The organism is Chitinivibrionales bacterium, from assembly GCA_014728215.1.
Classification (GTDB): Bacteria; Fibrobacterota; Chitinivibrionia; order Chitinivibrionales; family WJKA01; genus WJKA01.
Genome location: WJLZ01000032.1, coordinates 1 through 25,444 on the forward strand (window position 1 = coordinate 1; position 25,444 = coordinate 25,444).

26 protein-coding genes and 1 tRNA gene are annotated in these 25,444 nt (G+C 47.2%); 18 read left to right on the plus strand and 9 right to left on the minus strand.

Annotated features, from left to right (window positions below):
• Window positions 1-1,814 precede the first annotated feature (1,814 nt).
• Window positions 1,815-3,449, plus strand: coding sequence for a tetratricopeptide repeat protein (locus tag GF401_02030; GenBank protein ID MBD3343825.1), 1,635 nt, complete (start codon window positions 1,815-1,817; stop codon window positions 3,447-3,449).
• Between the two features lie 68 nt (window positions 3,450-3,517).
• Here GF401_02030 and uvrA read toward each other — a convergent pair whose 3' ends face one another.
• From uvrA to argF, 7 genes are read right to left on the minus strand one after another with little or no spacing between them, the layout of a single operon-like run.
• Window positions 3,518-6,349: an excinuclease ABC subunit UvrA gene (gene uvrA, locus GF401_02035; GenBank protein ID MBD3343826.1), complete on the minus strand. Its 2,832-nt coding sequence runs from the start codon at window positions 6,347-6,349 to the stop codon at window positions 3,518-3,520.
• A gap of 19 nt (window positions 6,350-6,368) precedes the next feature.
• Window positions 6,369-6,803: a response regulator gene (locus GF401_02040; GenBank protein ID MBD3343827.1), complete on the minus strand. Its 435-nt coding sequence runs from the start codon at window positions 6,801-6,803 to the stop codon at window positions 6,369-6,371.
• Complete coding sequence (locus GF401_02045) at window positions 6,775-7,155, minus strand: response regulator (protein ID MBD3343828.1); 381 nt, start codon at window positions 7,153-7,155, stop codon at window positions 6,775-6,777. The genes GF401_02040 and GF401_02045 overlap by 29 nt, the downstream gene beginning before the upstream one ends.
• A 10-nt stretch (window positions 7,156-7,165) precedes the next feature.
• Window positions 7,166-7,465, minus strand: a complete 300-nt coding sequence (locus tag GF401_02050) for a hypothetical protein (GenBank protein MBD3343829.1) — start codon at window positions 7,463-7,465, stop codon at window positions 7,166-7,168.
• Between the two features lie 5 nt (window positions 7,466-7,470).
• Window positions 7,471-7,776, minus strand: a complete 306-nt coding sequence (locus GF401_02055; GenBank protein ID MBD3343830.1) for a hypothetical protein — start codon at window positions 7,774-7,776, stop codon at window positions 7,471-7,473.
• Window positions 7,777-7,778: 2 nt separating this feature from the next.
• A complete protein-coding gene (locus GF401_02060; protein MBD3343831.1) occupies window positions 7,779-8,552 on the minus strand; it encodes a hypothetical protein in 774 nt (257 codons plus the stop codon).
• An 18-nt stretch (window positions 8,553-8,570) separates the two neighbouring features.
• Window positions 8,571-9,497 carry an ornithine carbamoyltransferase gene (argF, locus tag GF401_02065; protein MBD3343832.1) on the minus strand — a complete coding sequence of 309 codons (927 nt, stop codon included), beginning with the start codon at window positions 9,495-9,497 and terminating at the stop codon, window positions 8,571-8,573.
• 427 nt (window positions 9,498-9,924) lie between these two features.
• On the opposite strand from argF, the gene spoVG reads away from it, so the two are divergent.
• The 12 genes from spoVG to nrdR all read left to right on the plus strand — a co-directional run bounded on the left by spoVG (window position 9,925) and on the right by nrdR (window position 17,729).
• The gene (gene spoVG / locus GF401_02070) at window positions 9,925-10,245 is read left to right on the plus strand and encodes a septation regulator SpoVG (protein ID MBD3343833.1); all 321 of its coding nucleotides are present in this window, start codon (window positions 9,925-9,927) and stop codon (window positions 10,243-10,245) included.
• A gap of 145 nt (window positions 10,246-10,390) precedes the next feature.
• Window positions 10,391-10,465: transfer RNA gene (locus GF401_02075), tRNA-Gln, on the plus strand.
• Entirely contained in the window at window positions 10,434-11,168 is a 735-nt protein-coding gene (locus GF401_02080) for a 50S ribosomal protein L25 (protein ID MBD3343834.1), read from the plus strand. Before GF401_02075 ends, GF401_02080 begins: the two co-directional genes overlap by 32 nt.
• Before the next feature lie 66 nt (window positions 11,169-11,234).
• A complete protein-coding gene (locus tag GF401_02085; protein ID MBD3343835.1) occupies window positions 11,235-11,849 on the plus strand; it encodes an aminoacyl-tRNA hydrolase in 615 nt (204 codons plus the stop codon).
• Window positions 11,850-11,920: 71 nt separating this feature from the next.
• The gene (gene rpsF, locus GF401_02090; protein MBD3343836.1) at window positions 11,921-12,283 is read left to right on the plus strand and encodes a 30S ribosomal protein S6; all 363 of its coding nucleotides are present in this window, start codon (window positions 11,921-11,923) and stop codon (window positions 12,281-12,283) included.
• Window positions 12,284-12,286: 3 nt separating this feature from the next.
• Complete coding sequence (gene rpsR / locus GF401_02095; GenBank protein MBD3343837.1) at window positions 12,287-12,526, plus strand: 30S ribosomal protein S18; 240 nt, start codon at window positions 12,287-12,289, stop codon at window positions 12,524-12,526.
• A 71-nt stretch (window positions 12,527-12,597) separates the two neighbouring features.
• The gene (locus GF401_02100; protein MBD3343838.1) at window positions 12,598-13,050 is read left to right on the plus strand and encodes a 50S ribosomal protein L9; all 453 of its coding nucleotides are present in this window, start codon (window positions 12,598-12,600) and stop codon (window positions 13,048-13,050) included.
• Between the two features lie 51 nt (window positions 13,051-13,101).
• Window positions 13,102-13,992: a 4-hydroxy-tetrahydrodipicolinate synthase gene (locus tag GF401_02105; protein MBD3343839.1), complete on the plus strand. Its 891-nt coding sequence runs from the start codon at window positions 13,102-13,104 to the stop codon at window positions 13,990-13,992.
• A 5-nt stretch (window positions 13,993-13,997) separates the two neighbouring features.
• A complete protein-coding gene (locus GF401_02110) occupies window positions 13,998-14,801 on the plus strand; it encodes a 4-hydroxy-tetrahydrodipicolinate reductase (protein ID MBD3343840.1) in 804 nt (267 codons plus the stop codon).
• 35 nt (window positions 14,802-14,836) lie between these two features.
• Window positions 14,837-16,417 (plus strand): hypothetical protein, encoded by a 1,581-nt coding sequence (locus tag GF401_02115; protein ID MBD3343841.1) that lies wholly within the window; start codon window positions 14,837-14,839, stop codon window positions 16,415-16,417.
• Entirely contained in the window at window positions 16,414-17,118 is a 705-nt protein-coding gene (locus GF401_02120; protein ID MBD3343842.1) for a hypothetical protein, read from the plus strand. Before GF401_02115 ends, GF401_02120 begins: the two co-directional genes overlap by 4 nt.
• A gap of 158 nt (window positions 17,119-17,276) precedes the next feature.
• Entirely contained in the window at window positions 17,277-17,729 is a 453-nt protein-coding gene (gene nrdR / locus GF401_02125) for a transcriptional repressor NrdR (GenBank protein ID MBD3343843.1), read from the plus strand.
• A 130-nt stretch (window positions 17,730-17,859) separates the two neighbouring features.
• Here the strand turns inward: nrdR and GF401_02130 are convergent, their stop codons facing one another.
• Complete coding sequence (locus tag GF401_02130; GenBank protein MBD3343844.1) at window positions 17,860-18,075, minus strand: hypothetical protein; 216 nt, start codon at window positions 18,073-18,075, stop codon at window positions 17,860-17,862.
• 114 nt (window positions 18,076-18,189) lie between these two features.
• On the opposite strand from GF401_02130, the gene dacB reads away from it, so the two are divergent.
• Window positions 18,190-19,647, plus strand: a complete 1,458-nt coding sequence (dacB, locus tag GF401_02135; protein ID MBD3343845.1) for a D-alanyl-D-alanine carboxypeptidase/D-alanyl-D-alanine-endopeptidase — start codon at window positions 18,190-18,192, stop codon at window positions 19,645-19,647.
• 26 nt (window positions 19,648-19,673) lie between these two features.
• Here dacB and GF401_02140 read toward each other — a convergent pair whose 3' ends face one another.
• Window positions 19,674-20,411, minus strand: coding sequence for a hypothetical protein (locus GF401_02140; GenBank protein ID MBD3343846.1), 738 nt, complete (start codon window positions 20,409-20,411; stop codon window positions 19,674-19,676).
• Between the two features lie 164 nt (window positions 20,412-20,575).
• Here GF401_02140 and hisA point away from each other — a divergent pair, with 164 nt between their 5' ends.
• The 4 genes from hisA (at window position 20,576) to GF401_02160 (ending at window position 25,380) form a co-directional block, all read left to right on the plus strand.
• A complete protein-coding gene (gene hisA, locus GF401_02145; protein MBD3343847.1) occupies window positions 20,576-21,343 on the plus strand; it encodes a phosphoribosylformimino-5-aminoimidazole carboxamide ribotide isomerase in 768 nt (255 codons plus the stop codon).
• A gap of 24 nt (window positions 21,344-21,367) precedes the next feature.
• Window positions 21,368-22,036, plus strand: coding sequence for an AAA family ATPase (locus GF401_02150; protein ID MBD3343848.1), 669 nt, complete (start codon window positions 21,368-21,370; stop codon window positions 22,034-22,036).
• Window positions 22,036-24,345: a DNA polymerase II gene (locus GF401_02155; GenBank protein ID MBD3343849.1), complete on the plus strand. Its 2,310-nt coding sequence runs from the start codon at window positions 22,036-22,038 to the stop codon at window positions 24,343-24,345. Before GF401_02150 ends, GF401_02155 begins: the two co-directional genes overlap by 1 nt.
• 216 nt (window positions 24,346-24,561) lie before the next feature.
• Window positions 24,562-25,380, plus strand: coding sequence for a TIGR02147 family protein (locus GF401_02160; GenBank protein MBD3343850.1), 819 nt, complete (start codon window positions 24,562-24,564; stop codon window positions 25,378-25,380).
• The last annotated feature ends 64 nt before the right edge of the window (window positions 25,381-25,444 follow it).

Consider the following 25,444-nt stretch of genomic DNA (forward strand, 5'->3'; position numbering starts at 1 on the left):
ATGATGGATATCAGCCGGGTGTATCGAATTAAGGGCGACGGTCCCAATCCCCAAAAACTCTGGTTTGCCACTGCGGAAGGCGTCCGGGTACTTGACCTCGAGACATTCGAATGGATCCGTTACGGACTTGATCATGGGCTGGTATCCGAGATCGTTTCGGACCTCTGCTTTGTCCGGGGTGTTCCCTGGCTCGCTACCTGGAACGGAGTGCAATATTTCGATTCGTCACAGCGGCGTTTCATACCGGTTCCGTTCAAGCGTGATATGATCGGTGCACGGGTCCTTGCAATGGAATATGTGGAGGGCGCGGGGGTATATTTCTCGGTTGACGGCAAGGGGTTGTTTCTTCAGGAAAGACCCGATACCATTGCCCGCCATATAGATATACCATCCGTAAACGCCGCCGACCGAATAACCTGCATCAAGAATACCGGCACCCGTCTGTATATCGGCGTAGAGAACCGCCGCCTCTTTACGGCGAATACCGGTAATCATAACTTTACTGAAATACCCTTTACCTGGGACCGGTCGCCAAAAACGCTTGTCTGGGATGTTATCGAGCATGATCGCACTCTCTGGGTGGCCACCTCTGATGATGGCGTCTGGACAAAGGCGGATACAGCCGATACACTCCGTATGCTCGATGATTTTCCGGCAAAGGGGGCCTATGTTTTTTATGAGGAAGATGATGGTTTCTGGTGCGGAACTCCCTTCGGACTCTGGCGATATCATGACCGGAACAGGGCCTGGGTTCAATTTATCCATCCTGAGGCCAAAGGTCCTACCGATTTTCAGGTTTTTGCCCTTACCGGTGTTCCTGATATGCTCTGGTATGGAAGTATGGATCTGGGGGCGGGGTATATCAAAAAAGAGAATGTGGAGTGGCGGCCCATGCGCGCGGGGCTTTCCAATCCCAATGTAGCGGCTATCATTGCAAATGAGACCATGGTATGGACCGCCTATGGATATCAGGGTGGGTATATCGATAAGTTTTTTGCCGATAATGTGCAGTATGATCGCAACTATGGCTCCATGGCCGGTATTGGTGACGATCATGTTCAGGCCTTTGCTTTGTGTGACTCGGTGCTCTTTTACGGCAGCTACCGAGGTTTCGGGTATTTTGATTACCGAACCCGGTTGTTCCGTCATTATGAAGCCGAAGAACAGCTGCCCTTTGGCGATATCGCCGCTATTGTATGCCCCCAAAAAGGTCCTGTCTATCTGGCAAGCCTCTTTGGAGTAATTGAGTTTTATCCTGAAAAAGATTCCTTTGCCGTACTCGAGGAGACCGGACCCTTTCGGATTACATCACTACTGCTTTTTGAAAACAAACTCTTTTGTGGTACACTTTCCCACGGGGTAGTAAAAATGGATCGGGAGAGTCGAAAGGTCGATACTCTTTGGGGAGGTATTAAAGGCAGTATCGTGGGACTCTCTGAATATGAGACAGAGAATGGAAGTAGCCATGTTTTTGTTGCCACAAAGAGAAACGGATGTTTCGCTATAGAAACATCGTCAAATAAAGTATCTTCTATTGAAATGCCCCGTGATAAATCGAGGAGCCCCAAACAATATGAAAATCATTGTATGGCGATGAGGAAAATTGGAAACAGAATATGGCTCGGTACACGAGAAACCGGTGCAATTGTTTATAATTGTTCGACACGCCGATGGAAACGATTCGATTATTACGACGGGCTGGTGAGTGATCAGGTCCGGTCGTTCCATGATACCAACAGGTATATCTGGATTGGATGCTATGGTGGGATCAACAGAATCGATAAAGCATATGTAAATGAAATACTGCAAAGCAAATGACAGCCTTAACAGGAATTGCTGTAATAAACGTTGCTATGGAAGGAATTGATATGATGAAACGTATTCATGTGCTTGGAATGGTTGTTACCGTTCTTGTCATAAATGCATCGTCGGTCTCAAAGGCTGATGATTTATCCAAAGGGCTTATGGCCTTGAAACGCGGGAATGCACAGCTGGCGGTCAAATTCTTGAGCAAAGCCCATTCAGAAAATTCCGAATCCTTTCGTGCCAATATGGGGTTGGGCAATGCATACCTTATGCAGAAGAATTATGAGAAGGCGCTTCCCTATCTTAATAAAGCGGTTTCACTGGACCCTCGCAGTATCGGCGCCCGGGCAAATCTGGCCAGTACCTTTTCAGCGCTGGGCAAACCCGACAGGGCTATCGAGCTGTATACGTCGATTGTCAAAGAAGAGCCTGACAATGCCGAAATACATAACAATCTTGCTGCAGTCTACCATGTAAAGGGAGCTATAAAGAAAGCGATTAATTTATATAATGAAGCTATCCGGCTCAATCCTCACGAAGCGAGATATTATGTCAATATAGGAAAAGTATATGAGCATACCGGCAATAACGAGCGGGCCATTGAGCTGTATGAAAAGGCGCTCGAACTTAATTCGCGATCACAAGAGGCGCTGATTTCTCTTGGACAGGTTTATCGAAATAAAGCCGAATACGAAAAAGCCAAAGAGCTTTTTCTCAAGACGATTTCTTATTATTCCGATTCCTGGGAAGCCCAGGGAGAACTGGGGACGGTTCTTGAGGTTGAAGGTCTGCTCGATCAGGCGATTTACCGGTACTTTCAGGCCCTGAAAATTAATCCCAAAAGCGATAAATTTATGGAAGCCCTTGCCATGGCCTATGCAAAAAAGGGTGATCTCGACAAGGCGATCAGCTACTTTCGTCAACTGATAAACCGTCACCCGGGATCGGCGCGCGCCCATGGAGAACTCGGGGTGGCCCTTGTTCAGAATAAGGATTATTATACCGCGGTGGGGGAGCTGAAAATTGCACTTGAAAAGGACCAGGAAAATATCCGCTATCTGAACTCACTTGGTATTGCTTATCTGAAGCTGGAGAAATACGAACTGGCCGCCGGTTGTTTCGAGGATGTTCTTAAGAACAATGCAAACAATGAAGAGGCCCGGCTCTACATGGGGATTACTACATACAAACAAAACCTCCCGGGAAAGGCCGAAAAATATCTCAAGGGTGTTCTGGCGCTTTCACCGGCCAATGCCGATGCCCGCTATTATACCGGCATGGTTGAATTAAAGAAAGAGAAATATGATGCGGCTGTTGCCCAGTTTACCGAACTAAAATCCTTCGCGCCCCGGGATCCACGGGCATGGTACGGGCTGGGGGTTACCTACTCCCGGAAAAAAAATACCACAAAAGCTCTCGAATACCTTGTGAAGGCTGTTGAGCTTGATGAAAAAAACAATGAGGCCCGCTGGGAACTTGCAAAAATTTATGAGTCGACAGGGGCAAAGGAAGATGCGTATCGCCAGTACAAGAAAATCCTGCTTATCGATCCCGAGTTCCACCTTAAAGATGTAATCAAAGATCGCATGGAAGAACTTCGGCAGGATGGTATTGCTGAAGATGACGAGTGGCGGAATTATTGAAGATTCACCCTGAATTTCACGAAAAATCACAAATGAAAAATACTTTGTGAATTCGCAGAATTAGATTTCTACAAATATTCCTTCAAATATTTGCCGGTCTCCGATTCGGGGCGATTCGTCAGTTCTTCGGGGGTGCCAGCGGCAATAATCCGGCCACCTCTGTCACCGCCTTCCGGACCGATGTCGATGATATGATCGGCGCATTTGATAACATCGAGATTATGTTCGATAACGATAATCGTATTGCCTTTGTCGACAAGTTCCTGAATGACATTCATGAGCATGACAATGTCTTCGAAATGAAGGCCTGTTGTTGGCTCATCGAGGATATACATTGTTTTCCCGGTGGCTCTTTTCGACAACTCGGCGGCAAGTTTTATCCGCTGTGCTTCACCGCCCGAGAGGGTGGTTGCCTGCTGTCCGAGATGAATATATCCGAGTCCGACCCGGGAGAGAATCGAAAGCTTTGTTTTTATTCCCGGTATTTTGTCGAAAAAGACCAGTGCTTCATCAACCGTCATCTCCAGTACATCGGAGATATTTTTCCCTTTAAAGGTGATTTCGAGGGTTTCCCGGTTGTAACGTTTCCCGCGGCATGTTTCGCACTCGACATAAACATCGGGCAGAAAATGCATTTCTATTTTAATCAGGCCGTCTCCCTGGCAAGCCTCGCACCGGCCGCCCTTGACATTGAAACTGAATCGTCCGGGAGCATACCCCCGTATTTTACTTTCCGGGAGCATGGCAAAAAGGTTCCGTATCGGATCGAACAGTTTGGTATAGGTGGCAGGATTTGACCGCGGTGTCCGCCCGATAGGAGACTGGTCGATATCGATTACCTTATCGATCAGCGAAAGCCCTTTTATCTTTTTATAGGGAAGGGGGGTGAGTTTTGAGCGATATAACTCTCTGGCCAGGGCCGGATACAAGGTCTGGTCGATCAGCGTACTTTTCCCCGACCCCGAAACACCGGTAACACAGATCAGTTTTCCCAGCGGAAATACGGCATTGATATTTTTCAGATTATGGCCCGATGCCCCGGTGAGGGTTATCGACTTTCCCGAACCTTTACGCCGACTTCTCGGCAGAGGAACGGTTTTCTTTCCTGACAAGTAGGCGCCGGTAACCGATGAATTATTTCTGGCAATGCTTTTCGGCGTTCCCTGAGCAACGACTTCTCCGCCCTGTGTTCCTGCGCGGGGACCGATATCGATCAGGTAGTCGGCGGCGAGAATTGTCTCTTTGTCATGTTCGATAACAACGACCGTATTACCGAGATCGCGCAGAGAAATAAGGGTGTTGAGAAGGCGCTTGTTGTCGCGCGGGTGAAGTCCGATACTGGGTTCATCGAGGATATAAATAACCCCGGTAAGCCGTGAGCCGATCTGGGTCGCCAGTCTGATTCGTTGGGTTTCACCACCCGATAATGTGGATGCCATTCTGCTCAGTGAGAGGTAGGATAACCCTACATTGATTAGAAAATCGAGTCGCTGGTTGATTTCCGCAAGTATCTGACGGCCGATTTGCATCCTACTTTTAGATAATTTGAGATCACTGGAAAAGAAGGCTTTGAGATTCTCGATAGCCAGATCGGAGAGTTCACCGATGTTTTTACCGTTGACACGGACCGCCAGACTCTCTTTTCTCAGCCGACGGCCATTACAATGGGGACAGGGAGTCCGGGTCATGTACCCTTCGATCCACCGCCTGATTTCTTCGGAAGATGATTCCTTATATCGCCGCACAAGGTTGGGAATGATTCCTTCAAATTCCCGTTTAAACTGCCCGTATCCTTCCCGCGACCGCGACTGCCACCGCATGAGAATTCGTTCTTTGCCCGCACCGTAAAGGATGATTTTTTTGAACCGTGCAGGAAGATCTTTAAACGGACGGTTCATGGGGATATCGAAATGGGAGCAGACCGATTCGAGTATCTGACGGCTCCAGCTTCCTATATTCGTTGTCGCACTCCAGGGTTCCAATGCGCCGCCGATCAGGGTTCGTGAAGGATCGGGAACGACAAGGTCCTTGTCGATTTCCATCAGATAGCCGAGACCGCTGCATTTTTCACAGGCGCCGAAAGGACTGTTGAAGGAAAACATGCGGGGAGACAGCTCATCATAGCTGATATCGCAATGCGGACAGGTAAGGAGTTCCGAAAACATGACTTCATTACTACCGATACGATCGATTATGACCATATGATTCGCACTGAGCTTGAGAGCCGTTTCAAGGGATTCGGTAAGCCGGTTACGAATACCCTTATGGTTGGTAAGACGGTCAACAACAACTTCGATAGTATGCTTTTTGTTCTTGTCGAGAGTAATCTCTTCGTCGAGCGATCTTATTTCATTGTCGACACGGATGCGAATATATCCGTCTTTCTGGAGTTTTTTGAAAAGCTCCCGGTATTCTCCTTTACGGCCCGATACAACGGGAGAAAGAATCTGAAACTTTTCCTTCTCCGGAAAAGCCATAACTTTATCGGATATTTCCTGAACGGTTTGCCGGCTGATAGGGCGTCTGCAATTATAGCAGAATGGATCGCCGACCCGGGCATAGAGGAGTCTGAGATAATCGTGGATTTCGGTAATTGTCCCGACAGTCGAGCGTGGATTATGACTGATTGTTCGCTGCTCGATACAGATGGCGGGAGAGAGGCCTTCAATGGAATCCACATCGGGTTTTTCCATAAGCCCGAGAAACTGCCGGGCATAGGCAGACAACGATTCAACATACCGCCGCTGGCCCTCGGAATAGAGCGTGTCGATAGCAAGGGATGATTTTCCCGAACCGGACAGACCGGTAATGACAGTCAGGCTGCTGCGGGGTATGGTAACGGATATATTCTTGAGATTGTGCTCGCGTGCACCTTTAATAACAATGTCGGAGGTATGCATGGGTCAATATAAGTCGGGGTTAAATTAATTCCGCCTTCCGGGCGGTCTGATAGAACGCGCGGTGGTACTCCAGCCATGAATGTTGTATGCCCTCGGCGAGTTTATATTTGTCGAAGGGTTTGAAAAAAATAGCACATTTTGAAATACGTTTGATTTTAATAAGAGTATGTTTGGGATTATACCCGAATCCGGTCATTAAGGCAACTTCAGAATTGACCTGTTTATTGCGGAGGGCGGCTAGAAATTCGTAACCGTCCATCTCGGGCATGGCAATGTCGGTTAAAATCAGAAAAAATGGCTGTTCCTCGAGAAGCTCGATGGCATGGGATACCGAAGAACTGGGAGCAATATCCCATCCAAGCGAATGGAGGAAAATAGCCAGAAAATCCAAAACATCTTCTTCGTCATCAACAACGAGTATCGTGTTACTGATCTTTTTGCTTGAAAAGTTCATCGGTTTTATCGATTAGCTCCTGTTTGCCGAATGGTTTAGTAATATATGCATCTGCTTTCATTACGTGCAAGCCGACCATTTCATCAAAGCCTTCCGATTTTGCCGTCAGAATCGCGATGGGTACACCGACGAATTCGGGATCTTTACGGATTATTTTAAAAACCTCCCATCCGTCAAGCCTGGGCATACGCAGATCGAGAAGGATTGCATCGGGCTTATATGATTTTGCCGTTCCATACGCAGCTTCCGGATCAAGAATCGTCTGGACTTCATAGTCTCTGGTTTCAAGCACAAGCTTGACCAGATCAGCAATGTCTTTCTCGTCTTCAACAACTAGTATCTTCTTTGACATGTAATTACCCTCACCGTTTGAGGTGTTCTGAAAAAAGCCAGTTCCAATATCGGAAGCAAACACCGGCAGCAACTAATATGGCGGCAAATCGAATAATCATAGGGAGTGTTTCGGAGATAGTAAATCCGATACTTCCATGCAGCGTATCGATTGTAAAGGCAATGAAGATAAGCATGCATGTTCCGTAGAGAATCCGGTAATAGGGTGCGATTTTGAGCGCTTCTCCAAGCCGCCTGCTCAGGTATGAAAGCAGCAGCATAAGCAGGATCACCGCCATATCGCAAACAAACAAGTATTTCAATAAAAACATAAGAGCTATTTTCGGGGTTTTTTCATTATATAGTACAGCAATACCGAATTCCAGCCCGCCGCAATGCTTCCACCGATAAGAAGCAGGGTCTGGGCGGTACGCAATATTTTCGATTCGTTACCGACAATAAGAATGCTGCAAAACAGCACTGTCCAGAGTATTAGGGCGATCATGAAGCCCAGTTTCGGTGACGGTTCGGTGAATTTTTTATGGTAGAATGCAGAGATCATGTAGCAAAAGAGCACCAGGCCGGTGGCGCCGATCAGATATCCAATGAGAAGAAGCTCAGAGGCTGTGATCTGATTTCCCACAGTTATTTTCCTTTGCCGAATGCGTTAACAAATGCATCCTGCGGCGTCGAATGGGTAATACCGCTCATGATACCTTCCCTGCCTGCGAACTTGGCTTCGACTTCAATGCCTTTGGATGTTACGTTGAAACATCTGATGTCTTTATGATGATGACTTCCGCGCATTTTAAGCACAATAAGCGCCTTCTGGATTTCACTGTCGACCTCCACATACCTGAGCAGAAAATAGGAGTCGACAATAAAGGGTATTTTGCTCGTCACATGATCCATTTGACCCATGAGACTGTCGTTTTCCCGTAAAAGGATACTGGTCACTTCTTCCCGCTTCAATGAATTGATAAACTGCCGCTCTATTTCCCTGAGCTCGAATTCATCGAGGGACAACGACTCGAAATGGGTCATGCTGTCGATAGCGACCCGTTTGATATTCATTTTTTCGATTATCTCGACGAACTCACCGTCGAGTTTTTCGAATTCTCCCAGTGTTGTCTGGGGATCTGAGAAAACGACTTTCAGAAGTCCCTTTTCTTCCAGTGCCTTGAAATCCCATCCGAACTGAAGCGCATCGTGATAATATTGCTGAGGGAATTCCTCGAAAGTAATTATCAGACCGGGTTCGTTGTGTTGGGTGATTCCATTATAAATGAATTGCATGGCCAGGGTGGTTTTGCCGGTACCCGGAGCACCTTCAATAAGGTTGGCTGTACCGGGCAGCAATCCGCCCATAAGCATTTTGTCTAAAGCCTTTATGCCAAAAGAAATTCGTTGGTCACTCATAGTATGTACCTCGGAAGGTTATGATAAAAGATACTGTATTACCGCTTTTTGTACATGGAGGCGGTTTTCCGCCTCATCCAAGGCTATCGATTGTGCCGAGTCGAGTATCTCAGAGGTAATTTCCTGTCCGCGGTGGGCCGGAAGGCAGTGAGACACAAGAACATCACCGGGGGCACGGGAGAGTAGTTCGGTGTTTACCTGATAGCCGTTAAATATCCTTTCTCTATCCGTTGCTTCATTTTCCTGTCCCATGCTTGTCCAGACATCGGTATAGATAACCGTTGCATTTTTTACTGCCTGCAAAAGATCCTGTGTTATCGAAAGCGTGCAGTTCTTTTTTTTGGCTATCTCCAGACAGGCGGCCACGATTGTTTGTGGGGGTTCGTATCCCTTTGGACAGGCCAATGTAAAATTATATCCTAATTGCATCGCCAATGCCATAAGTGATGAACATACATTATTACCATCGCCAATGAAAACAATTGTCCCGCTACCATCTTCTCCCCGATGTTCCCGGAGGGTGAGTGCAAAGGCTAATGCCTGGCATGGATGATAATAGTCGGTTAAGGCATTTACCACAGGAATAGAACAGGCCCGGGCGAGTTGAACAACGGTTGAGTGAAGATAGGTTCTGGCGATTATCAGATGAACCCATCGTTCGAGATTCCGGGCAACATCATCAACTGTTTCGCGTTTACCGAGCTGCACCATCCTGGATTCGAGATTGATCGCATGGCCCCCGAGTTCGTTCAACGCAGTTTCAAAGGTGATTCGTGTTCGCAAAGATGGCTTCTCGAATATCAAAACCCCGGTTTTCCCTCGCAAGATATCCGGTTCCCGCTGAAGCCTGTCCTTTTTCAAATTCTGCGCAATCGAAAGTATTTCGCCAATCTGATCGCCGGTATAATCAAGGAGTGTCAGAAGATCTTTATGTGGTTGTGCCATAACAAAATAACGTTAAAATAAATAGGATATTTACTGCCTGTTCGGGGCAGAGAATAAAATAAAATACATCTTTTTCCTCCCCGTCTCACAATACTAAACACTCTTTTCATAGAATATTTTCAAATCGCCCAAAAAAGATCATATATAATAATGTACAAAAACAACATTTTTTCCTTGCATGACCCTTATGCAATCCAACATATTTAACTAAATTAACAAAATATCATATAACCGATGGTCAGTATTTATATGCTGGTGTTACGGTAATTCTTCAATGGAGGGAGGGTTGTAGCCAATAGAAATGCGTCTTTTAACAGAAATGCTGAAAGGATGTTGTAACGGCAAAAGCCGTAAAAGAATGTCGTGGCTGCTTCTCTTGCCGAAATATAGCGGGCAGCCGAGAGTGTAATTAACGAGGAGGCTTACAGTGGAAATAACTGAAGTAAGAATAAGTTTGCGAAGTGAAGAAAAGCTTAAAGCATTTGCAAGCGTTACATTTGACAATTGCTTTGTTGTGCGTGGCTTAAAGATCATTAATGGTTCGGATGGCTATTTTGTATCGATGCCCAGCAGGAAGCATAAGGATGGGACCTATCACGATATTGCACATCCTATTAATAACGAAATGAGGAAGACCATCGAAGACAGAGTATTGGACGAATTTGAGCAGGAATTGAACAGATCCGGTCAGGCTGAAGAGCGGGAAGCTTTTCATCATGAAAAAGAGATCCCTGCTCACGCTGAATAGATGCCTCACATATTCCTGAAGATTTTTTATACATGGCGGGTGTTTTCCGGAAATGGAAAATGCCCGTTGTATTCCGGACAATAAAAGATCCTTTTTACCTGCAGTATACCCAAATACTATTTTTAGAAGCTTATATCTCGAATGTTGGGGCGTCGACAAGCGGCAAGTCACATGGTTTTGGTCCATGTATTCGGAGGTTCGAATCCTCCCGCCCCAGCCATTTTTATAGAATATACGATACAAAGCGTACTTATAAAGGAGGAACTAGCTTGAATATCGAAAAGCTAACCGCGCGCATCCGAACTTATCAGGGAAAATCGAGCGCCCGAAAATCCAGAGAAAGTGGATGGATTCCGGCTGTTTATTACGGAAACAATCGGGAGACGAAAAGTATTGAAGTCAGTGTTCCGGAGTTTGGCGTATTGCTCCGTGCCGGAAATGTTTCCCATCTTATCGACCTGAACCTGGAAGGTGAAAAGGATTCGATTGCTATTGTGAAGGAAATTCAGAGAGATCCGATTATACCGGGACATATCTTTCACCTGGATTTCCAGCATGTATCAATGGATGAGAAAGTCACAGTCGAAATACCGGTGGAAATATCCGGTACACCTGTTGGTGTCAAAGAGCAGGGTGGCATTCTGGGACATCCGGTAAAAACCATTACCGTTGAATGTCTTCCCATGAATATCCCCGAAAAAGTAGTGGTTGATGTTTCCGGTCTTCATATCGGCGAATCGATTCATCTCTCGGATTTAAGTGTCACCGATGCTGAAATCAAAGGTTCTCTGCAGGAAATGATCGCCAATGTAACACCGCCGACCAAAGCGAAGGAAGAAGAAGCCGAAGCTGAAGAAGGTGCTGTAGAGGAAGGTGCTGCCGGTGGAGAAGCTAAAGAAGGCGGAGAAGCCAAAACTGCATAAGCCCGGCAGTAAAAAGAAATTATCCGGTAACAGGATGCTGGAGTCCCGGAAGCCGGTGATATAACTATGTGGCGGATCTTTGAAATTTTTGGTTTAACTAAATATCTGCCAAAAGGGATCGAATATTGTGTGTTCGGTATCGGCAACCCTGGTATTCGTTATAGTGACACCCGTCATAATATCGGTTTCAGAGTAGTCGATACTCTCTGCCGATCACTCGATATCAAGGGGAATCGCCGGTTGAAACAGGCGCAGATTACATGGGGAACAAGCCCGGAGGGCAGGTCGATTCTCTGTATCAAACCGCTTACCTATGTTAATCGATGCGGTCCTGTCCTTAAAAACTGGTTAGAACGCTGTCGGCTTCCCTTATCCTCGTGTCTGGTAATAACCGATGATCTGCATCTTGACCCTGGAGTAGTTCGTTTACGGCGCGGTGGTTCTGCCGGCGGCCATAACGGATTGAAATCGATCATTGGATCGGTCGGTAAAGATTTTCCCCGATTGCGATTCGGAATCGGAAAGGTTCCCGCGGGAACAAGTACTATCGATTTCGTTTTAGGAGAATTCTCGGCAGAAGAAGAAACAATTATTGCTTCGGCAATAAATCGGGCTTCCGAAGCCGTACTCTTCTTTTTCAATAATGGAATCGATGCAACAATGAATAAATATAATACCTGATTTTTTTTCATCCTGTCCCGGATTAATCCTGTCGAAAAAACCCGGGGCCATAAGTCCAAAGGAGGTTTAATGTGAAACGACCCTATGAAACAGTGGTTGTTTTTGATGGATCACTTTCAAGCGAAGTCCTTCAACAGGAACAAAAGAAAGTTGAAGATCTGATCAAACAAAACGGTGATTTCGAAAAACTCGATCATTGGGGAAATCGCCGTCTCGCCTACGAAATCAACAAAAAGAGAAGCGGTCATTATTCTCTTTTTCAATTCCAAAGCGACAAAAATGTAGCCGAACAAATGGATCGGGCTTTCAAGCTTAACTCGAATATTTTGCGTCACCTGACAATCGTTCGGGAGCCTGATAAAAAAAATAATCCTAAAGGAAAGCAATCCTCAGCGAATACAATTACTGCAAAATCGAACGAGGAGGAGAAATAAATTATGCCACGATATAATAAAGGTCCCAGAGTTAAACGATCATGCTGGTATTGTGCCAATCGGGTTGAACCCGATTATAAAAATTCCGATGTATTACGAAATGGCGTTACCGACAGAGGCAAAATAATGCCGAAACGGACTACAGGCACTTGTGCAACGCATCAACGGAGAGTGGCCCGGGAAGTCAAACGGGCGCGGCATCTGGCGCTCTTGCCCTTTGTGGCCGAAAATATCCATGGATAAGAATGTGCCGGCGATCACAGGCACAGGTAATACAGGAATAACGTTTTCATACCAGATTGGAGTACAATACAATGGATGTAATTTTAAAACAGGATTATGGAAAGCTCGGCAAAACAATGGATGTTGTTTCTGTCAAAGAGGGCTATGCGCGTAATTTCCTCTTTCCTCGCGGAATTGCCGTGCTGGCCACGGAGGGGAACCGCAAAGCCGTTGCCGAGGCAAAAAAGGTAAACGAAAAGCGTGAAGGCAAAAAGATCAAGGAAGCCGGGGAGCTGGCCCAAAAGATCGAAAAGGTTCCCTGTACTATTCCGGTGAAGGTTGGTGAAGAAGACAAAATGTATGGTTCGGTGGGTTCCCAGGAAATCTGTGATTTCCTTAAAAAGGAAGGGTTCGATATTGAACGCAGCAAGGTTATGCTTGAAGAGCCGATCAAACAGCTCGGTGTTTATACCATCGATATCGATCTTTACAAAGATGTTATTGCCCATTTGAAAGTCTGGGTTGTAAAAGATCAGGGCAGCTGACCCAATTTGTTTTTTTTCAATTCAAGCCAATGAGGAAAATGAGGAATATATATGGAGCTTAAAGGATGTTATGTCGCTTTGGTGACACCTTTTTTGTCCGACGGTGCTGTTGACGAAGACGGGTTACGTTCGAATATCGAATTTCTGATCTCCAAAGGAGTCAGCGGGGTTGTTCCCTGCGGAACGACCGGAGAATCGGCTACCCTTTCATGGGAAGAGCACAATCGTGTTGTCGATATCGCCATCGATGAAGCCAAAAAAAGAGTGCAGGTTATCGCCGGTGCAGGGTCCAACAACACCGCCGAGTCGATCAAGGCCGCCCGGCACGCCCGGGAACAGGGGGCCGATGCTATATTATGTATCACTCCTTACTATAATAAACCGACCCAGGAAGGCCTCTTTCAGCATTATAAAGTGATCACCGACGAGGTGGATATCCCCGTGGTGGCATATAATGTTCCCGGAAGAACCGGGACCAATCTTCTTCCCGAAACTGTCGAGCGACTTTGCGAACTCCAGAATGTTGTCGCAGTTAAGGAAGCGAGCGGTGATGTGGGGCAAATATCCGAGATTCATCGCCGGTGTGGGGACCGGTTAACCATCCTTTCGGGTGATGACGGTTTGACGTTCCCCATAATCGCCTGTGGCGGCAAAGGCGTGATTTCGGTGGTTGGAAATATTCTTCCCGATGCCATGTCGGAAATGATTTCCCTGTATCTGCAGGGGGACAGTGCCGGTGCATTAAAAATCCACGAAAAATTGTTGCCGATTTGCCGAGCACTCTTTTTTGAGTCCAACCCGATTCCAGTAAAAACCGCCATGAACTACCTTAACCTGGCAGCAGGTCCACTTCGTCTTCCCCTGACTCCGATGAGTGAAAACAATAAACAGAAACTCATCACCGTACTCAATGAGAGTAATGTAGATAAAATAAAAGGGTAACCCCTATGCCATTAAACGTTATAATTGTCGGTGCGCTTGGAAGAATGGGCCGTGAAATCGGCTCGATTGTTTTAAATGATCCATCGCTGAAGCTTGCCGGGTGTGTTGAAATTCCCGATCACCCGCTCAGCGGCATCGATTATGGCGAAGCACTGGGCAAAGGAACCATATCAGTACCGGTTTCCGGCGATATTGATGATGTTCCCTGTGAAAATGCGGTCATCATCAACTTTGCCTTACGTGATGCGGTTGATTCGTTTTTGTCAAAAGTCGAAGGAAAAAATACGCGAGTTGTTGTCGGTACTACCGGTCTCAGCGATGCCGCGATTGCTTCATTTGAGCGAATCAGCACTGCAATTCCTGTTGTATTGAGTCCGAACATGAGCCTTGGTGTCAATCTTCTTTTTTACCTTGTGGAACAGACCGCAACCCGGTTGAAAGATGAGTTTGATATCGAGATTATCGAAGCTCATCACCGTCATAAAAAAGATTCTCCCTCGGGAACCGCCCGCCGGCTTGGAGAAATAGCCGCATCGGCACTCGGTCTTTCCTACGATGATACTGTTCGCCACGGCCGTTCCGGTATGATCGGCGAGCGAACAAACAAAGAAATCGGTATGCATGCCGTTCGCGGAGGAGAAATTGTTGGTGATCATACGGTGCTTTTCGCAGGCGCCAACGAAAAAATAGAACTTCGACACATGGCGCAGAGCCGGGCAACCTTTGTCCAGGGGGCAGTATTTGCCGCAAAATGGCTTGCACAAAAGGAACCCGGATTGTATTCTATGCGTGATGTGCTCGAGCTTTAGCTCCCGGTAACCATTAGCTGTTCCGTAGGTCTCTCATGACAAAATCCTTTTGCTTCTTTCTTTGCGCCGTTTCTTTATGCTTTCCTCTTTTTGCCGCTCATTCGAACACCAGCTCAGGCAATGTATCCGAATTATTCCGTCAAAGCGATATGCTTCTTGCCCAGGCCGAAGAAATAGTCGATGAAGAATTAGATGAAGAATTAATTGTTGAAGAAGAAGAGAAAAAAGCGGATAAAGTTCTACCCGAGGCGCCGTCTCCGGAAGTGAAATCTGAGGAAACGGTGGTTGATACCCAAATGGAATCCGAAGAGATCGTGGAGGATGCTGCCGGGGAGACCGCTGAAAATGTTGCCGAAGAAACCATGGAAGAGGCTCAGGAAGCGGTGGATGAGGTTCCGGTGCCGGAGCCCGAAGAAAAACCATTGCGTAAGTCTTCCGATAATGAAATCGACATCGATGATATCCTTGTTGAAGAAGGGCGGGAGGAAGAGTCTGCCGGCGAGGAAGAGGTGGGTGCGGAAGAAGATGATATTCTCGTGGAGGAGAGCAGTCCGGAGGTGATTGTCACCGAAGAAGAGGGTGGAATTGTCGAAGAAGAAACCGTGCCGGAGGAGGCTGTTGAAGCTGCTCTGGAAAGCATCCCGCCGGTTGTCGATACCCAAGCCGTTGTTGTTGCTCCTGTCAAGGTTGAAGAAGCCCGGTCCATAAATTTCGCCCGTAATCTTGAAGATTATCGTTCTCCCAAGCTTGCCATGCTTATGTCACTTTTCGTGCCCGGACTTGGACAGGCCTATGCAAAAAAATACTGGAAAACCGGTCTTTTCGCAGCCGTTGAAATCGGTGTTGTGGGAGCCAGTGTCGCCTACTATCGCAAAGGACTGGAGCGCGACAAAGACGCCCGGGAGCATGCCGATAAATATTTCGACTTTTCCAGGTTCGAATCATACTACACTACACTGAAAACCAAGCTGGAAGACCGCTATCAGAGTTCACAACTCGAACGTACCTATGCCGATACGGTTCTCGACAGTTATTTCGGGTATGGATACCAGCCTGATACCCTGAAAAAGCATTATGCGGCAAAAAATGAAGAATTTTATGCAATGGTCGAATGGCACGGCTATGTTCAGGGGTGGACTGATTGTGTTCCCCGCCTGGACACCGATCATGGATATGGAACGCTGGGAGAAAAGATCGCCGATCCACAGAGTGTTGCCGGTGACACCGTCTATATCTCGGGCGATACGGTTATAACCACCAGCAGCGCCGAAGCTCCGCATCTGGAAAACGGCGTTCCTTTCAAGCTCGACAGACGTGTGGGCGGTAAAATGGATCCTAAGAACGATCAGAGCAAGTATGGCTTTTCCGGCTATTATAATCAATATAAAGATATCGTCTACGACAAAAACAAACAGTTCAGAATTTCCGGTACGATTCTCTATCTGATGATTGCAAACCACATTGTCAGTGCTATTGATGCCGGTATCACGGCGAAGCGGCATAATGAGATGCTATTAGGCAGGCAGAGTTTCTGGCAGCGAATCGATCTTGATCAGCAGTGGGTCAATACCGGTTCGGAAAAGGTAATCGGCTGCGCATTGAGGTACAAATTTTGAGAGCAACGTTAAAACAGATACTTGTTACCGCACTCCTGCTGGGTAGTATTTCGACCCTCCGGGCCCAGGTTACCATCGATGAAGAGGTCGAAACCGACAGCATCGATATTTTTGCCTACAAGGAGCCGGATAAAAAACCGGGGACGGCAATGTTTGCTTCCATACTCCTGCCCGGCCTGGGACATCAGTACCTCGGAAAACCGCGGCGGGCAATCGCCTATTTTACTGCAGAAGCTTTTTTTATTTTCGGCCTGGCCTATTCGGAGTCTTATTCCCGAAAGCTTTTTTTCGACTCTGAAGTTTACGCGTGGCAGTATGCCGGTGTGCCGGGCGGAACAGGAGCAGATGATTTCTTCTGGCAGAATGTGGGAAAATTCATGGATTCCGACGAGTATAATCGGATACTTGAACTCAATCGTACCGATGATATCGGATCGCTGAAATATGTTGGGGATAACCTCCAATGGCGATGGCCTAACGACTCTCTCAGAGAAGAGTATAACGAACTCCGTTCGAGGGCGACCCGGTATCATGTGACCTCAAATTTCTTCCTGGTAGGAATGCTCCTCAATCGGGTCGTTGCCTTTATCGATGCCCGGGTTTCAACAAAATATAAGGGCATTCGCTCCAGCTTTTCTGTCCAACCATCAAAAAATCAGGCATTTACCCGATACCGCCTCGCTGTAACCAAAGAGTTTTAACAGCCCCGCATTCAGAGCTCTTTTTAAGCCAAAAATCTTGAACGCGCACAAATTGTATGGTATATTATAATAAATACAATATATAGTGATCCTTTTATTTCAATGAAATCATCAGTCATTGATTGAAAAGAAGATGTCAATTTAACGGGAGAAGTTGAATGAAATGTCCTTTTTGCGGGTATGAGCAGGACAAAGTTGTTGATTCGCGTTCAAGCAGGGAGGGGCGCGCTGTCCGGAGACGGCGGGAGTGTCTGAAATGTGAAAAACGTTTTACCACCTATGAATATGTCGAGACCGCCCCTTTGACCATTGTCAAGAATGATCAGCGGCGGGAGCCTTTTGACCGTCAGAAGCTCCTGCAGGGTATTGAAACCGCGTGCAAAAAGCGGCCGGTCGGCAAGAAACAGGTGGAAGGTGTTGTCGACAGGATCCTCGACCGGGTCGAAAAACTTGCCAAAATCGAAGTGCCCAGCCAGGAGATCGGAAAACTCGTAATGGAAGAGTTGAGGCTTTTAGATGATATCGCTTATATCAGGTTTGCATCGGTGTATCGTCAGTTCAGTGATAAAGGCGAGTTCGTTTCCGAAATCAAAGAGATGGGTGTTGAGTGAGACCGGAGACCGGAAAGGTCATTTTATTTTTCGAGGCAGTAAGGGAAAAGAATAATGCTCTTTTGAAGCTGAACTTGCAAGAGAGCATTTATTGTAGTGCAATCTGAAAATAATGCTGAGCACGATTACATTAATCGCACTGTATTATACTTCCACCGCCGCTTGTTTTGTCAAAGAAATCTTCTTTGAAATAATAGAAACCCTGATCATCTTCGGAATAGAACCCCTGAACTTCTTCGGAAAAGAATTTACGAAGCGCAGTATCCTGATTCTCGGTTTCGATGATCCGATGACGCAAAGGGTTTTTTACTTCCGGGGTTACAAAGGCAATTGAAAATTTCGGCATGCTTTATTTCTCCTGGTATATTGTCATAAACATTGCTGATTACAGGTTCATAAAATACATATTCTATCAGGGCCGAGGAAACAGGAATTGCCATTTTAGGAAGGTTTTTTTTTAATGCGCCCGCTTAACCTTGTTTTTGCCCTTGTTATTCTCCTTCTCTTTCGAGAACCCCTGTTGGCGTCTCCTCCCCAGGGCAAGTCTGCGCTTTTCAGGAAAATTACCGCAGCTATTGCCGAAAAAGATTATCCTTCCGGTTCGGTTGGTGTTTGCATTCAGGATGTTTCATCGGGGAAGACGATTGTTGCAGTAAATGCCGATTCATTCTATATTCCGGCATCTGTTTCAAAACTGGTGACCGGCGCAATGGGCCTCGAACTCCTGGGACTTGATTACACCTTTCAAACCAATGCTTATATCGACGGCGATCTGAATCGGGAAAGCGGTGAGCTTGATGGTACCCTTTATATTCAGGGAAGAGGGGATCCGGGATTTCTGGTGGAACGGATGTGGCTTTTTGTGCAGCATCTTTCCCATCTGGGAATTACATCCATTCGTAAGGATCTTGTGCTTGATGATTTCTTTTTTGATTCGGTTTTCTGCGGACCGGGATTTGGTGAAGAAAAAACGAGCAGGTCGTATGAAGCAACCATTGGGGCGCTCTCGGCAGGATTCAATTGTGTCGCGATTCACGTTCGCCCCGGTGATACGGTTGGCGCTCCGGTGCAGGTCGATCTCTTCCCTCCACTTAAGGATGTTCACCTTGTTGCGACTGCAAAAACGATCGCACCACTCAGGAGAGATAAAATCGAGGTGAAAACCGAGAAGGTCGATGACCGGACCGGGGTGTTTGTGTATGGAAGTATGCATGTGGATGCCGAACCCCGGTATATATTCAGAAAGACATGGCATAGCTGGAAAAATTTCGGTAATACGCTTCAGGGGCTTTTTGATAAGAGCAAGATAACCCTCGCCGGCACCGTGCGCCACGAAAAAGTACCCGATTCACTGGAGAAACGAGGTCCTTTCTATACCTTCGAATCGCTTCCTTTCACAGAATATCTCCGCCACATGTTCAAATACTCCAGCAATTTTGCCGCCGAGATGATTTTCAAAACCATCGCTGCAGAAAACGATTCGATTCCCGGTTCATGGGAAGGGGGAGAAAGGGTAGCGCTTGAGTGGTGGAAAGATAACGGACTGCCTGGTACGCCGGTAATAAAAAACGGTTCAGGGATGGGAAAGGTGAATCGTCTGAAACCTGCGCAGGTGGTCGCCCTGCTCAGGCATGCGCACGGGAAAAAAGAATACGCTCCCGATTATGTTTCCCTCCTGTCGGTTGCCGGCGTTGACGGTACCCTTAAAGACCGGTTTGCCCGGTCACGGCTCAAAGGTATTATGCGGGCAAAGACCGGTACCCTCAATGATCACGGTGTCAGTACGCTGGCCGGGTATGTGCTGATGCCCGAAAAAACCTGGGCCTTTGCACTCCTGATCAATAATAAAAATGTCTCCCAGATCACCCATTGGGAACTGCAGCAGGAGATCCTCCATCTGGCGGTACCTTCCGAGTGAGGGGAAAAGCCCTCCAGAAATGACCGTTAATAGGCGGTTCCACCGATCTGCTTGCCCTTTTCAAATTCAACTTTACCGGCAAGACGGCCCGATGAATTATAATTGTAGCGCTCTCCATGGTATTTACCTTCGAAATAGGTGCCCTTCTCGGACATATTGCCGTTTTCGTAATAAAGCGCATAGGGGCCATGGAGTGTATTGTCTTTATACATTTCCTCTTTTTCGAGATTGCCGTTGTCGTACCAGACTTTGAGCGGGCCGTTCCGATCGCCGTTTTTGTAGGTGATCAGTTTCTTTTTGTTTCCATCGGGCATATAAACAATTTCTTCACCCTCTTTTTTGCCGTTAACAAAGGTGACTTCCGATGCTGTTTTGCCGTCTTCGAAATAATTCCTGTGAGTCCCGATTGCCGTATCGTTGACAAATTCACCTTCGCTCTTTATCTGCCCGTTTTTGTACCAGGTTATATCCTTACCGTCTTTTTTTCCTTCTTTATACATGCACTCCCTGTATTTATTCCCGTTATCGTAATAGACCACGGTCGTGCTGTCGGGGTCACCATTTTCCATATGCTGGATCGACTGGACCTGCCCACCCGGAAAATAGATAACAATTTTACGGATATTGTTTGGTGATCCCTGATACCACTGGATTTTCTTGGGACTTCCATCAGGATGTTTTTCGACTACCTGTTCGGTCAGTTCTTGTGAACACCCCAGAATTCCAATCGCCAGCGCTACCCCGATGAGTCGTTTGAAATGCATGACCGCTCCTTTCGCAATGGTTTTGAGAAAACTATACTATTTAAAATGTATTTCGACCCGATATCAGTCAAATAGTAGGGAGATGTATTTCCGGGTGTCCTGAGTTTATTTTAAACGATAGAGTAACTACTCCATTACTCCATTTTTGACCGGAGTTTCCCAGCATGAGATTTCGTCCCTGCATAGACCTTCATGACGGTACCGTGAAACAGATTGTCGGAAGCACACTTTCCGATTCCGACCGGAATGGTCTTGTCACCAATTTCGAGTCGGAAAAGCCGCCAGCCTTTTATGCCGGATTATACCGTAAAGACAATCTGCTGGGTGGTCACATTATCATGCTGGGTCCGGGCAATGAAAAGGCTGCCTGTGAAGCCCTGGCGGCGTATCCCGGAGGAATGCAGGTCGGCGGTGGAATAACGCCCGATAATTCCCATGTTTTTCTTGATGCCGGGGCATCCCATGTTATCGTAACCTCCTATGTCTTTAACAACGGCACGATCAATCGGGATAATCTTGAGCGGATAGTATCCACGGTGGGCAAAGACCGTCTTGTGCTGGACTTGAGTTGTAAGAAAATGGGTGATCACTATGTTGTTGCCACGAATCGATGGCAGAAGCTTTCTTCAATGAAAATCACTCAAAATACATTGGCCGAATTATCGAAATACTGTAGTGAATTTCTGGTTCATGCCGCCGATGTGGAGGGGAAGCAGCAGGGGATCGAGAAGAAGCTTGTTGCACTGCTCGGTAATTGTTCTCCTCTTCCGGTAACCTATGCGGGTGGGATACGGGGTCTTGAAGATCTGGAGATTATTCTGACAGAGGGGGGTGACCGGGTCGATGCCACTATCGGAAGTGCTCTTGATATTTTCGGAGGTAAGGTTCCCTATGCCGATGTTGTCGCGTGGCACCGGAACCATGTTGCATGAACCCGAAGTTGTTACCTGGCGCCTATGAAAAAAATGGTATCATCGGAATGTGCATCTGTCCCGTGTCCGGTAACCGCTCTCTGTATTATGGGACATTCGAATGCGGGCAAGTCTCCCCTGGGAGAATATCTGTGCTATAGCTGCAGCGGCCGGTCCGAAAGGCGGCACCATCTTGATTTCGGAGAGCATCTCCGCCGGATTGCCCGTGATGATCTTTCCTATGGTTTTGATGCAGGCGACCGGGCTTATGTGCGGACCGTTCTTGATGGTACATTGCTTGATGATGCGCATTTTTATATTGCCCGCCGGATTATCGAATGGTTTCTGAATAGCAGGGGCTTCAATCGGGAACACGACCTGCTGCTCCTCAACGGAATACCCCGTCACCAGAGGCAGGCAGAGGGGCTTGCCCGTATGGGGGTGGTGGTAGGGAAAGTAATCTGTCTTTCCTGTTCGCCCGAAGTTGCTTTGGAGAGAAAACGTCTGGCCGATCGGGGCGAGGGACATGAAAACCGGAGAGCGCGGGGTGACGGTTCGATTGACATATTCAGAAAAAAAATCGAATCGTTCGAACGCGAGACCCTGCCGCTGCGTGACTATTATGCCAATGCCGGGGCGGATATCCTGTATGTCGATGTAGGTGAAAAGACGGCCCCGAAAGGCATGGCTGAACAGGTTAAGGATTTTTTATAATGAATTTTCATGATACGGTCGATTGTTTTCTCCTGACCCGGTCTCACCGGGATTTTCGGGGTACCTTCGAAATGACATTCCATGCAGTTACCACCAGCGGTGCAACGGCACGAATAGTAATCGATAATTACCGTCCGCTTTTTTTTGTACCGCAAAGTGTTCCGCCGTCGCTGACCCGCCTGTGTGCGGAACGGGCAGACCGGGGGCTTCGTGCAATGGACGGCACGTCGGTGGATTGTTGCTACTTTTCCACCTGGGCGTCTTATCTCGAATGTGTGCGGCTTCTTCGGTCGCAGGGTATACCCGCCTTTGAATCGGATGTCCATCCTGTCGACCGCTATCTCATGGAGCGGTCTGTAAAGGGCGGGTTCGAGATGCGATGCGATTACCCCGAAAAAGCACATCATCTCGAAGTCCGCAATCCTCATATCAGGGGTAAAGACGTGCCGTTTAACTTGCGGGTATTGTCACTGGATATCGAAACCAATGCAGATACCGGCCAACTGTACAGTATCGCCTTCTCGGGGCGGAACAACAGCGCTTTTATTATCGGCGACATGGAAAACAGACCGGAAATCGTTTTTTGCAGCGATGAAGTCGATCTTTTAAAGAAGGCATTTAATGCTTTGCGGAAGGAAGATCCGGATGTTATTATCGGATGGAGCATTGTTGATTTTGATTTACGGGTCGTTCAGGAGCGATGTGAACTGCATAAAATTCCCTTTCGTATCGGGCGGGAATCGGTTGCTGCGGTGATCGAGGTCGGTCAGGGAGATACGGTCCGCCGTATCGCCCGGGTCCCCGGACGGGTTGTTCTCGATATCCCGGTCATGCTTCGCACCCATTACAGTACCTTCGAAGAGTATTCGTTGGAGCATGTCGCTCAAACACTTCTGGGCAAGCACAAGATTATCACCAAAACCGACAGGGAGAAGATCGATGAGATCAATCGGCTCTTTGCACAGGATAAGCTGTTGCTTGCGCGGTACAATATCGAAGATGCTGTTTTAACCCGGGAGATATTCGAAACAACAAAAATCCTTCCCAACGCTGTTGAACGTGTCAAGCGGTCGGGGCATCTCCTCGACCGCCCCGGAGGAAGTATTGCCGCGTTCGATTATCTTTACCTTCCCCGGCTCCACCGGGCAGGGTATGTTGCCCGTGATGTTGCTGATGTGGAAAAACCTGCGGTCCCACTCTCGGGCGGCTATGTCATGGAGTCAAAACCGGGGATCTACGAAAATGTACTGGTATGCGATTTCAGGAGTCTCTATCCGTCAATAATTATGACCTTCATGATCGATCCGCTGGGGTATGCCTCGAAATCGGATAAGCGGATCACCGGTCCGGTAGGACCGAGTTTTGCCCGTGAAGAGACCATATTGCCGAAAATCATCTCCGAGCTGATGATTGCGCGGGCGGAAGCCAAAAAGGCCGGTAATCCCTATCTGTCACAGGCAATCAAGCTGCTTATGAACAGCTTTTACGGAGTTTTAGGCACCCCTGCCTGCAGGTTCTTTTCCCATGACCTTGCCGATACAATTACCGGTACGGGGCGGCACATTTTAAAAGAGACAGTTAGGCATATCGAAAAAACGACCGGGTATGATGTCATTTACGGTGATACAGACTCACTCTTCATTCTCCTGGGTAAAGGGTTTGAAGACCGGGCCGGTGAGATCGGCGCAGAGATTGCCGCAGAGGTTACCGCATGGCTCCGCCATGAAATCCGGGAGCGGTTCAAGGCCTATTCGACACTTGAACTCGAATTCGAAACCCATTTCCGTCACTTTTTCATGCCCACCCTCAGAGGCGGGACCCAGGGAAGTAAAAAACGGTACTGCGGCGCGGTGGAACAGAACGGAAAATTAATCCTCCATTTCAAAGGCCTCGAATCGGCCCGTTCCGACTGGACAGCACTGGCAAAGGAATTTCAGCACGAAATATATATGCGGGTATTTACCGGGAAGCCTGTTGAAGAGTATATCCTTTCGGTAGTCAAAAAAGTGAAAGAGGGCATCTTCGATGACAAGCTGGTCTACCGGAAACGTCTCCGCAAGTCTCTGAACGACTATGCCGGTCATGCTCCGCCCCATGTGCAGGCAGCCCGACTTCTGGATTCACCCAGACACAGTATTGCCTACTATATCACCAGAGAAGGTCCCCAGCCCAGAGAAAAGAGGACCGCACCGCTGGATTACAACCACTATATCGACACTCAGCTCAAACCAATCGCCGATTCGATTCTCGAGTGGACCGCCCATGATTTCGACTCAATTGTCACCGGCCAGCAGGATATGTGGGGGTGATTAGTCCCTGTTCAAAATTGACTTTCAATGGAGTAGTGGAGTACTGGAATGATGGAGTGATGTTTCGGTGGTTTTTTCCTGAAATCCGCCGATGAATTCACCACAGAACGGTGTTGATTTGAGGTCTTTGGTTTATTATGGTTGTTTGGCCAAACACATTAATAATATATTTAGAAGAGAACTAACAGGATTTGAATTTGATGAACAAGCCCACTTATGCCTGATATTTATGAATATACCGACCATCGATTATTTCTTCTGGATGCCTATCACAAACGGAAACTCGAGGATCCCCATTTCAGCCACCGGTATATAAATTCCCGCCTCGGATCAAAATCCCCCAGCCTCTTTACTCATATAATCCAGGGGAGGATGAAAATATCCGAGAAAATAGTCCTCAGGCTTGCAAAGACGTTCGGTTTGAATAAAAGGGAAACCGAATATTTTTTGCTGATTACAAAATTCACACAGGCAACGGATGAACAGGAGAAGCGCTATCGTCTACAGGATATCTCCAGATTCATGCATAAGAATGTGAAGATAATTCAGCCTCACAAATTTGAGTTTTACTCCAGATGGTATCATTCGGCCATATGGGCACTTCTTACCTTTTTCAAATTCAAAAATAATTTCAAATCCCTTGCCCGGATGGTCTATCCCTCAATTACTCAGAGCCAGGCAAAGAGCGCCATAGATCTTCTCGCCAAACTTGGATTTATCAGAAAGGGCCCCAAGGACTTCTGGGAACCCGAGGAACGGTGTATCAGTACCGGTGATACGGCTAATTCGGTGGCAATCAGTGATTTTCATATTCAGACCATGGATCTTGCCAGGAATGCCATGGATAAGGTCCCCAGAAACGAACGTGAATTATCCACCATGACAATAAGCATCTCCGAAAAATCCTTCAAACAGGTAACCGACAAGATCAGGGAATGTCGGCAACAGATTCTCAGTATTGCGCGGGAAGATACAAATCCCGACCGGGTATATCATATCAATTTCCATATCTTTCCCATGTCAAAAGACACCTGAGCGCGGTACGCCTTTGCTCTCTATCGCTGTTGGAAATTAAAGCTCACATCCTATGGACAAAAAA